The following is a 9,995-nucleotide window of genomic DNA, read 5'->3' as shown; positions in this document are numbered from 1 at the left end:
GCCGAGAGGAATGCCCCTGTTAGACACATCACAATGAGTTTACCTCGCTGAGGTGCAAGGCGTAACCCTACAATAATAACCAATGGCCAAATGAAGTAGAACTGTTCCTCAATAGCGAGCGACCACAAATGACCGATAGGAGAAGGAGGTCCAAAGCTCTCGAAATAAGATACATCGTGAAAAATAAGCCACCAGTTATTGAAGTATAACGTTGAAGATAGAAAGTCCCCTTGTAATGCTGCTAATCGTGAACGATCGAACAACAGAAGCCACATAGCAGTGACAAAAAGCATGACAAACATAGCAGGCAATAGCCGTCGCGCTCTTCTGATCCAGAAATCTTTAAGGTCGAACCGTCGGTCTTGCTTCCACCTTTGGATGATTTGATCCGTGATCAGATATCCAGACAGAACGAAGAATATTCCGACCCCTATAAGTCCTCCTGGAGCCCAATTGAGGTCGAGATGATACGCGATAACTGCGATCACAGAGAGTGCTCGAAGTCCATCTATTCCCGGCATATAACGCCTTCTAGTCGTGGAATTGTCAGGTTCTAAAGAGTTAGTCGGTGGTGTAACCTTGATTTCTTTCATGGTAGTTCATTCCTTCGTCATCAGTTGTCTTATGTCAGCAAGACGTATGACTAACTTAAAAAAGTTCTTAACTTCTCTTGGTAAATAAAGGAGTGACCATGAATGGATCAGAAATCGGTACACAAGTGCCTATGAATTTAAAAAGGCATTCTAGAACAAAAAATCATTCTGGAATGCCATTAGCCCAATTAGCCGTTCTTAATTTCCACACGTAAAATATCCGTAACCATTTTAACCGGAACGTATATCGTATCGTTCTTTAGGATAGGAGCAGTGCCTAAAGTGACAGGTGCCATTTTGGCAAAAAAGTAAGAATCTTTACCTAAGGTAACATTTGTCCACTGTGCACCTTTCTTTAGCTCAGCTGAGCGCGACGTTTGATTCCACTTGATTTCATATCCTAAACGATTCGCCACATCTCGTAATGACACCATTGAAACCCCATTAGCATTCTTAAATGTAGCTATTGTACTTAAATCGAGCTTCGGGTTGTTCGTAATATGGGTACTGAAACGAAATTCAGGAGTTCCCATGGCGCCTGGAGCAATACTATATTTAGGGAAGAGGATGACAACCTCACCATTTTCAATATAAAAACCTTGTTCTTCGTCGATCCCTTTGAAATCCTCAATAAAATAGTTCTCAGGTTCCTCATTGATCTTCGCAAGGATACCGGCATTCAACTTTTCCTTAAAGTCGTTTCCAAAGAAATCTGACAAGGCAATCCGCTTCGCTTGTTTCGTATTAAATACATTGTATGTATCTACACGAGGCATACCTGTTCCACCAGTTTCACCTTGAGAAGTAACGACAAGTGATATCATTCCAGAAGGGTTATCCGTTTTATTTTCCTTTAAGTCATAAATAATATTAAGCTCATATGGGCGATACTCAAAACCAGCCTTTTTAGCGTCTGCAGCTGCTTCAGTTGCATCCTTTTCCCAAAGAGCAAGGTCTTTCTGCGCATTAGAGAGAATGACACTGTTGATCTCTTCTTGAGCCTTCGTATCCAACATACCTACGATCTGTGGCACTTTAATATTTGTATTCAGAAGCTCCGTTGAAGATGTGAGAATTACTTCTTTGATTTGGATCCCAGTGTTATTGATGGTGGAAATCGTTACAGCTGAAATCGGGGCATTGATGGCAGGCTTAGTCGTGTTCACTGCATCAGCAAAAGCAGTGCCATTCATTGGTAACATGCCAGCGCTTATTCCCACAACCGTTAATCCGACTACACCAAGCTTCAATACGTTAAAAGGGCTCTTTTTCATTGTTTGTTCACGCTCCATTTCGTTGTAATAAGTGTGTTATTAGCGCACTTACTAGCAAGACGTATTAGGAGTGTTGAAAAGTTTGGGGGGGATAAAGGTTGATCGAAATTCGTCATCCCGCAAGAGTTCCTTTAATAGTCACTCCGAACCCTTTTCAGCCTTCTTCCGCGCCCGGAACCGCCGCACCTTCATGAGATTGCCACAAGCCTTGTCATCGCAGTAACGCTTAGAACGGTTACGTGTATCATCATAGTACACCCAGAGACAATCAGGATTCTCGCAGATACGGAATCTTGAGGGTTCTTTTTCAAGCAAAGCCTCCGCAAAAGACGCCGCTATCTCCGCCATCACCTGCTCCCAACCGCTATGTAGTGGCAATAATGAAATCTCCGCTTGCTCGGCACTTTTCCATACCATTCGCCGCGTAACAGGACCCTTGTCCATATAGATATTGAGCTGCTTCAGCATTTCTCCATCCATCGATTTTCCTTGTACAATAGCCTGTACCCAGTCCCATAATAGGGATCGAAGCTTCTTTAGCTGTTCCAGTTCTATCGTATTCGGCAGCTGTGTTTCTAGCAGTGCATGCTTCTTCAGCCATTTCGCAATCCACTCCGGATCTTCGAGTTCATCCCGATCCTTGTTCTTATCTCCTGTTCGCCAATCCCGCCAGTAACTATTAATGAAATCCTCCCACAACAAGTCCTGTTCATCCTTTCCGCACAACTCTCGATTACAACGATTGTAACAGTTAAAATTGTGATTAGCTAGTTACTTGATTGAACGCTGGAAATATGCTACATTTTTAATGTAACCACTATATGATGGTTTAAGTAGTTACATAATTTAGTTAATATTAGGAGGTTGAACATGCATAATAAAATCAGTGAGGTTCTGCTGCAAAATTGGGATTATTGCATGGATATCGAGGATTGGGCCCCACCGTTAAGTGATGCACTGGAAGGTGTGGACAGTAAACAGGCACTTTGGAAGCCAGAGGGGAGTACAGTCAATTCCATCTGGGAGACGGTTAACCATCTAACATATTATAAGGTGCGTTTGCTGCGAAAGTTAAAAGGGTTGCCCAAACAACCTGATGCTGAAAGCAACGATGTTACCTTCACTGTAACAACGGAAGGGGAAGAAGCATGGGCGAAGGCCGTTGCAGACCTGAAGGATGTGCACGCTGCTCTTAGAGAAATCATTGAGGCGTTGGAAGAAGGCGCGTATGATTGGGGTGGATCGGGTCATGCCCCAGGGGAAGAGGTAATGAGTCTTATCCTGCATGATTCATACCACACCGGACAAATTATTATGCTTCGTAAACTGCAAGGCTCCTGGGTTTCCAACCGTAGTTTTAATTAGAACCTCTACAATACAAATATAAGCCACACTCCACTATACTGGTTTACCTGGTGCAGCGGGCGTGTGGCTTTTCTTTATTTTAACCTTTTGGGGTGCTTCGATATTGAGTCGGCGAGCATCCCATTATTTTTTTGAACAATCTAGAAAAGTAGTAGGGGTCCTGCATCCCGATAGCACTAGAGATTTCTTTAATATGTAGATCGGTTAATGCCAGCAGTTGACTGGCACGCTGCATTTTGAGGCGCAGATAGAATTCAATCGGGGGAACTCCGGTTTCTTGATTAAATAGATAAATTAGATGCTGCTTCGATAACCCCATATGCTTCGCTACATCCGGGAGTGAAATGGAGCTGTTGATTCGATCTGTCATGTAGCGAATGGCTTGCTCAAGATAACGTTCGTTCTTTTTATCTTGCTCAGAGTTCATGGTACTCAATCCCACGTGGCTGATCAGATGACGAATGCACTGAGACACATAGATATGATTACGCATCGCATAAGGCTTATCCGATAACAGGGCATAACATTGCTCGAAATCTTCGATCCATTGGGTATGAAGGTTCAGTGTAAAGGTTAGCGGCTCTACGTCCATGGCATAAGTTTGAATCAACGCAGCGGCATGCGTTCCTTTTAGATGCATCCAGTAGATCGTCCAGGGATTCACATCTGAAGCACCATATCGATGGGGTGTTCCGGCAGGAATGACAGCTAATTGCCGTTCTTTTATTTGAATCAGCTTATTGTGATGACTCTCCATCCACCCTTCACCCTCTACGCAATACATAAGAATATGCGAGTCACATCCTTGTGGACGCTCTCGATAATGAAACTTCGCTCTTGGGAAGCAGCCAATGTCACTTACATAGAAGGAATTTGTTAACGGATTCTCAAGTAATTCATTCATCATGAAATCGGGCAGCACAAAAAGCTTCTGCTCATCGAAGCCATCCGGCTTTAATGAAATATCTGTCATGATAACCCTCCTTTTTAAGAACATAATTTATTTATTTGAAATAACAACCTATTCATAAGGAGAATATTATTTTTAGGATAAGAATATTGTCCATCAGTTACAGATTATCGTCAATTGTTTAAAAGCGCATACAACGATAAATTAGAGCTATATCACGAAGGAGGAGAGAACGAAATGAGTATGAAAGAGCCTTCTACAATCTTAACGAACAGCGTCCGCATATGGGAGGAAATGATTGAAATTCCTACCTATGAAACAGGTGAACCCGATAAAAATCCAATGTTCCTCGAGAAGCGAGTCTATCAAGGCAGCTCGGGGCGAGTATATCCACATCCTGTGGTTGATAAAATTATGGATGAGAAAGAAATGAAATCGTATCAGATGGTAATGCTCGAAAATGAATATGTACGCATCGAGATCATGCCTGAAATTGGCGGCCGTATCTATCGTGCTCTGGATAAGACGAACAATTATGATTTTGTTTACTATAATCGCGTGATTAAACCTGCGCTTGTTGGTCTGACAGGACCATGGATTTCAGGTGGAATTGAATTTAACTGGCCGCAGCATCATCGTCCGAACACGTTTGGCCCTGTGGAGCATGTAATTACGGAGAATGAAGATGGCAGTGCAACCGTATGGGTGAGTGAAATTGACCGGATGTATGGAACGAAGGTCACAACTGGCTTCACGCTGCATCCTGGAAAAGCCTATCTCGAAGTTACAGCACAGCTATATAACCGAACTTCGGAGCCACAAACCTTCTTATGGTGGGCAAACCCTGCGGTTGCAGTCAATGACCATACGCAATCTGTGTTTCCACCGGATGTCACAGCCGTATTCGACCATGGTAAGCGTGATGTGTCCAGATTCCCTATTGCAACAGGAACGTATTACAAGATGGACTATTCCGAAGGTGTAGATATTTCGCGCTATAAAAATATTCCTGTTCCTACGTCATACATGGCTTATAAATCGGATTATAATTTCGTGGGTGGCTATGATCATGGGGTTGAAGCGGGTCTGCTTCACGTAGCGAATCACCATGTATCTCCGGGTAAAAAGCAGTGGACTTGGGGGAATGGCGAATTTGGTCAAGCGTGGGACCGTAATTTAACCGATGAGGACGGACCCTACATTGAATTAATGACAGGGGTATTTACGGATAATCAACCCGATTTCACTTGGCTCCAGCCGTATGAAGAGAAGTCATTCACACAATATTTCATGCCATATAAGAACATCGGTGTTGTGAAAAATGCTTCTATTGATGCCGCCGTTAATCTTGAGGTGGATGAGACTTTATGGACTGCCACTGTGATGGCCTATGGAACTTCGGTATTCGAGGGAGCGGTTATTGAACTTAGAGGACAGCATAGAACGTACGTAAAGGATACCGTTACGCTCTCTCCAGAATTAACCTATAAATCCGTCATTACGTTAGATGAAGTGGATCAGCCGCATCACTTAATCCTAACGGTGTTTGATGTGAACGGAAACAGCCTCATATCTTATCGTCCAGCGAAGCCTAGCATTGAACAGGTTCCAGATGCAGCCAAGCCACTTCCACTACCGGAAGAATTAAAAAGCACAGAGCAGTTGTATTTGGCTGGAGTTCACCTGGAGCAATACCGTCATGCCACGTTCGAGCCAGAGCATTATTATGAAGAAGGCTTAAGAAGAGATGCATCCGATATTCGGCTTAATGTGGCTTATGGGACGCTGCTGCTTCGTCGAGGATTGTTTAAGCAAGCGGAAGAACATTTCCGTACAGCTATACGATCGCTGACTTGGCGCAATCCGAATCCATATGATAGTGAAGCGTACTATCAGCTTGGTGTAGTTCTCAGACTGCAGGATCGCAAGGAAGAAGCATTTGCTGCCTTCTACAAGGCGGTATGGTCTGCAGCATTCCAAGACAGTGGATACTATGCATTGAGTCAAATTGCTTGTGAACGAGGGGCGTATGAAGAAGCGTTGGAGCTCGCAACTAGAGCTTTGGCACGTAACACAAGAAACTATAAATCAAGACATGTGAAAACAGCACTTTTACGCAAGCTTGGACGTTACTCTGAGGCGATTACATTCGCAGAGGAGACATTGAAACTAGATATCGCGGACTTCGGGGCAGCGTATGAGAGAGTGCTTACGCTTACATTGCTCGGGCGACAAGAGGAAGCAGCTGAGGCTCAGATGAAGCTTGCACGGTTCATGCGAAACGATGTGCATAACTATTTAAATCTAGCTTCCGATTATGCAGGTAGTGGATTGTTCGAGGAAGCTGCACAGGTGTTAGAGCAAATTCGTAGGACATCGAATGAACCCAATTATCCGATGGTGCATTACACATTGGCTTATGTACACGAGAAAATGGGTCATGAGGAAGAAGCGACAGCGCAGCTTCAGCTTGCTCAAGCAGCATCATCTGATTATTGCTTCCCGAACAGCTTGTTTGAGCTGCAGGTATTAGAAAGTGGGATTGCCTGCAATCCGCTAGATAGTAAGGCTCATTATTATCTAGGAAATCTATTCTATGATAAAAAACGTACCGACGATGCCATTCGCCATTGGGAGCAATCCGTCGCGCTTGATGATCGTTTCCCGACGGTTCATCGTAATCTTGCGCTTGCCTATTACAATAAGCGTAATGATGCTGAGACTTCCTTGCAGTCACTTGAACAAGCTTTCCAGTGCAATACGAATGATGCGAGAGTATTCTACGAGCTGGACCAATTGTATAAGAAGATGGGTGTTTCTGCTCAGGAGCGTATGGCAAGACTGCAGCAGCATATGGAGCTGGTGGAGAAGCGGGATGATCTATACCTTGAATATGTGACTCTACTGAATTGGCTTAGCAAGCATGAAGAGGCTTTGTCTGTTCTATTACGACGTCAATTCCATCCATGGGAAGGTGGCGAAGGGAAAGCTACGGGGCAATATGTTTTGGCGCTTGTTGAACTGAGCAAGCAGGCGAATCAGGTAGGCCAATATGAAGAGGCTATCTCATTATTAACACGTGCGCTTCATTATCCAGAGAATTTAGGTGAGGGTAAGCTCGATGGTGCGCAAGAGAATAATGTGTATTACGAGCTTGGTGTGGCTTATAACAGATTAGGCAATATGCAAGAAGCTGCACGACACTGGGCGATTGCGTCTCAAGGCTTGAAAGAACCAGCCAGCGCGATGTACTACAACGATCAGCCGCCAGAAATGATCTTCTATCAGGGCTTAGCATGGGGACAGCTGAATCATCCGAAGGAAGCGAAATGTCGTTTTAACAAGCTGATTGATTTCGCAGAGAGACATCTTTTTGATGATGTGAAGATTGACTATTTTGCCGTATCATTGCCTGATTTCCTCGTATTCGAGGACGATCTGAACAGACGCAATCAAATTCATTGCTTGTTCATGATGGGTTTAGGTTTATTAGGCTTAGGGAAAATGGCAGAAGCGAAAGAACGATTTGAAGAAGCGTTGCACTTGGAGCCGAACCATCAGGGAGCTCGAATTCACAAGGCGATGTGCTTGAAATCATAAAAGAAATAAAGCAGCTCCATGATGCCGGAAAATAACTGGTTTGATTTGGAATTTTGTTTCAACTCTGAAAGCCCCGGGTTAATGGAGACTATCTACCAGCCTATATTCGAAAGGAGAGATTGATGATGGAACCGGGCTATAAAGATAGAAGCGTTGAAGTGGAGCATACAGAGGTGCAACGGAAATCGGATTCCAGTGTTGTCGCATCTACCTTTATTAAATATGCTGCTTATATTATTATTTTTTTCGGAGCACTTTTCTTCTTGGTCAGATATGTATTCCCTATGTTCTAATTCAGATTCCAACGAATCCTATACAAAAATCCATCCCCTGTAAGTAGCGGGATGGATTTTTGAATTTAACGAATCCTATAAATTTCTCTGGATGGAATCCGGTGATTCCGCAGAATTACGATAAAAGAACCAGCACTCGTTCAGCAGCTTGATCTGACGGCGGTCTTTTTTGTAATAAGCTTTCATCAGTTGATGGCAGAGCCACTGTGGCAAGGGTATCACTCCTCTAACTGCTTACGTAAGTTAGCATATGGAGAAATGAGCCTAAAGGTGACGATTTACAGAATGCTTTCTGCTTCCTCTTCGTACCACTGCTCTAATTGAGCTTGCAGCGCCCGAATCTCGGTCAGCAGGGAGATAAGTGGATAGTTCTTCTGCTCCTGTACAGAGGCAAAGGCCTGTTCCAATCTATTGATATAATCCAGACCGGACTCCAAGGAGTAGTCCTCACGCAGCAGATCCAGTGAATCACACTCAGCAATGGCCAAGGGCAGATCTGGTACATTATCGGCTGTCAGCTTGTCGATTTCTTTGTTTAGACGTAAATTGAGTGCACTTAGCTGGTACGCATATTCCTCGGGCATTTCCACGAATTGCAATTCTTGATGTTGTTGCAAAATTACATACCGCATTTTCGGCATTGGTCATTCTCCCTCCGTACTTGTCTTCCTTCTTGACAGTTTAGCCTATGCACAAGTTACAATTCAAGTAGAGATCTTAATTCCCGTGGAAAGGACTTGTGATAGAACGCTATGGAAACGATGAGCAACGAAGAGCTGCAGCAGTGGATTGAGCAGGTATCACGGGACAGCTTTGGCGTACCCTTTAGGCACAAGGCAAGCTTTAACAGCCGATTATCTTCAACAGGCGGTCGATATTTTACCAAGAGCCATAATATAGAGATTAATCCCCATCAGCTTGCTATGTTCGGTAGAGAAGAGACGGAGAAGATTATAAAACACGAGCTCTGCCATTATCATCTGCATTTGGCGAAGCGAGGGTATATGCATCGTGACACTGATTTCAAAAGACTGCTGGCACAAGTCGGCGGGAGTCGCTACTGTCAGACATTGCCGGGTGCGAAAGCTCGAAAGTCACTCCCTTATCGGTACAAGCTGATCTGTACAGCATGTGCTATGGAGTATCCGCGTAAGCGAAAAGTAGATCCAAAGCGCTACCGCTGCGGTAAATGTTCAGGTAAGCTGAAGCTATTAGCGCTGGAAGTCCAGTAAGCAGACAAGGGCGTTATTTTATAACCAGTCCCATCAATCCCACAAAAGAAACAGCTTGCTGAGGCGAAATGATGCACCCTTCTAAATCTTGTATATCCACGATCAAGCCACTGAACTCGCAGTCACTAAGATCGATCCCGTTAAGCTTTGATCCTGACAATGTGGCTTGATCAATATTACACTCACTAAAGCTGACCTTTTGGAAATTGGATTGGTAGTAATCAGAGCTCATCAATGAACTATTCTCAAAAGAAACCTGCTTCAGATTAGCCAATCGAAATGTTGCAAAATCCCCGATACAATCGACCACGCGTACATTCTGGAATCTGCCTCTTGTAAAGTCCGTACCGATAAGCTTGCAGTTTCGGAATTCGGTTCGATGAATAATCGCATTCGTAAAATCCACATTGGACAGATCGCATCGCTCAAAAACAACATCCATCAGCTCAATTCCAGTCAGAGACGACTCGGTAATCGTTACATTTTTAAAAATCACTTGATCAAAGCTGACCTTGTTAGCTTCTTGATTATCAATAACTGTATCGCTTATGCTGCAACGACTGAATTCATCTTTGGTTTGTAGCGAGTATATTTGCTCAGGGAGTAGAGCTTCTGGATCTGTTATTTTAGGTGATTCCATTTTGAATTTCATATGTACCTCCATTTATGAATGCTTGTTTCTAATTAAATTAACTATCATCGGGTTCAGCGGATTTGTCAATTTTCAG

11 protein-coding genes are annotated in these 9,995 nt (G+C 43.7%); 4 read left to right on the top strand and 7 right to left on the bottom strand.

From position 1 onward, the window contains the following. From ACQKMP_RS08795 to ACQKMP_RS08785, 3 genes are all read right to left on the bottom strand, one after another. Positions 1–593: acyltransferase family protein (locus tag ACQKMP_RS08795; RefSeq protein WP_427469192.1), on the bottom strand; the 593-nt coding region annotated here is incomplete at its 3' end. A 188-nt stretch (positions 594–781) separates the two neighbouring features. Continuing rightward, positions 782–1,867: a stalk domain-containing protein gene (locus tag ACQKMP_RS08790; RefSeq protein ID WP_427469191.1), complete on the bottom strand. Its 1,086-nt coding sequence runs from the start codon at positions 1,865–1,867 to the stop codon at positions 782–784. A 138-nt stretch (positions 1,868–2,005) separates the two neighbouring features. Then, positions 2,006–2,569 carry a CGNR zinc finger domain-containing protein gene (locus tag ACQKMP_RS08785; RefSeq protein WP_042185500.1) on the bottom strand — a complete coding sequence of 188 codons (564 nt, stop codon included), beginning with the start codon at positions 2,567–2,569 and terminating at the stop codon, positions 2,006–2,008. 168 nt (positions 2,570–2,737) lie between these two features. Between ACQKMP_RS08785 and ACQKMP_RS08780 the strand changes: the two genes are divergently transcribed. Beyond that, entirely contained in the window at positions 2,738–3,232 is a 495-nt protein-coding gene (locus ACQKMP_RS08780; protein ID WP_427469190.1) for a DinB family protein, read from the top strand. 79 nt (positions 3,233–3,311) lie between these two features. Here ACQKMP_RS08780 and ACQKMP_RS08775 read toward each other — a convergent pair whose 3' ends face one another. After that, positions 3,312–4,205: a helix-turn-helix domain-containing protein gene (locus ACQKMP_RS08775; protein ID WP_427469189.1), complete on the bottom strand. Its 894-nt coding sequence runs from the start codon at positions 4,203–4,205 to the stop codon at positions 3,312–3,314. A 174-nt stretch (positions 4,206–4,379) separates the two neighbouring features. Here ACQKMP_RS08775 and ACQKMP_RS08770 point away from each other — a divergent pair, with 174 nt between their 5' ends. Both ACQKMP_RS08770 and ACQKMP_RS08765 read left to right on the top strand, forming a co-directional pair. Continuing rightward, a complete protein-coding gene (locus ACQKMP_RS08770) occupies positions 4,380–7,742 on the top strand; it encodes a DUF5107 domain-containing protein (RefSeq protein WP_427469188.1) in 3,363 nt (1,120 codons plus the stop codon). Positions 7,743–7,864: 122 nt separating this feature from the next. Continuing rightward, complete coding sequence (locus tag ACQKMP_RS08765; protein ID WP_156113060.1) at positions 7,865–8,035, top strand: hypothetical protein; 171 nt, start codon at positions 7,865–7,867, stop codon at positions 8,033–8,035. A gap of 75 nt (positions 8,036–8,110) precedes the next feature. Here ACQKMP_RS08765 and cmpA read toward each other — a convergent pair whose 3' ends face one another. Both cmpA and ACQKMP_RS08755 read right to left on the bottom strand, forming a co-directional pair. Next, complete coding sequence (cmpA, locus tag ACQKMP_RS08760) at positions 8,111–8,248, bottom strand: cortex morphogenetic protein CmpA (RefSeq protein WP_094874036.1); 138 nt, start codon at positions 8,246–8,248, stop codon at positions 8,111–8,113. Between the two features lie 65 nt (positions 8,249–8,313). Further along, positions 8,314–8,676 (bottom strand): hypothetical protein, encoded by a 363-nt coding sequence (locus ACQKMP_RS08755; RefSeq protein ID WP_042124766.1) that lies wholly within the window; start codon positions 8,674–8,676, stop codon positions 8,314–8,316. 120 nt (positions 8,677–8,796) lie between these two features. Between ACQKMP_RS08755 and ACQKMP_RS08750 the strand changes: the two genes are divergently transcribed. After that, on the top strand, positions 8,797–9,267 hold the full coding sequence (locus tag ACQKMP_RS08750) for a SprT family protein (RefSeq protein WP_427469225.1): 471 nt from the start codon (positions 8,797–8,799) through the stop codon (positions 9,265–9,267). Positions 9,268–9,280: 13 nt separating this feature from the next. On the opposite strand, the gene ACQKMP_RS08745 is transcribed toward ACQKMP_RS08750, so the two are convergent. Continuing rightward, entirely contained in the window at positions 9,281–9,919 is a 639-nt protein-coding gene (locus ACQKMP_RS08745) for a pentapeptide repeat-containing protein (protein ID WP_379423118.1), read from the bottom strand. Positions 9,920–9,995 lie beyond the last annotated feature (76 nt).

The organism is Paenibacillus sp. NPDC101420 (genome assembly GCF_050277435.1).
Taxonomy (GTDB): Bacteria; Bacillota; Bacilli; order Paenibacillales; family Paenibacillaceae; genus Paenibacillus_AQ.
Note: the sequence above shows the minus strand (reverse complement) of the source record. Positions and strands in the feature narration are given on the sequence as shown.

What these genes read in the sequence shown, in the direction of transcription:
- ACQKMP_RS08770 (WP_427469188.1), top strand. Translation starts at nt 4,380, where the DNA reads ATGAGTATGAAAGAGCCTTCTACAATCTTAACGAACAGCGTCCGCATA.
- ACQKMP_RS08750 (WP_427469225.1), top strand. Translation starts at nt 8,797, where the DNA reads ATGAGCAACGAAGAGCTGCAGCAGTGGATTGAGCAGGTATCACGGGAC.
- ACQKMP_RS08755 (WP_042124766.1), bottom strand. Translation starts at nt 8,676, where the DNA reads ATGCCGAAAATGCGGTATGTAATTTTGCAACAACATCAAGAATTGCAA.
- ACQKMP_RS08765 (WP_156113060.1), top strand. Translation starts at nt 7,865, where the DNA reads ATGATGGAACCGGGCTATAAAGATAGAAGCGTTGAAGTGGAGCATACA.
- ACQKMP_RS08790 (WP_427469191.1), bottom strand. Translation starts at nt 1,867, where the DNA reads ATGAAAAAGAGCCCTTTTAACGTATTGAAGCTTGGTGTAGTCGGATTA.
- ACQKMP_RS08745 (WP_379423118.1), bottom strand. Translation starts at nt 9,919, where the DNA reads ATGAAATTCAAAATGGAATCACCTAAAATAACAGATCCAGAAGCTCTA.
- ACQKMP_RS08780 (WP_427469190.1), top strand. Translation starts at nt 2,738, where the DNA reads ATGCATAATAAAATCAGTGAGGTTCTGCTGCAAAATTGGGATTATTGC.
- ACQKMP_RS08775 (WP_427469189.1), bottom strand. Translation starts at nt 4,205, where the DNA reads ATGACAGATATTTCATTAAAGCCGGATGGCTTCGATGAGCAGAAGCTT.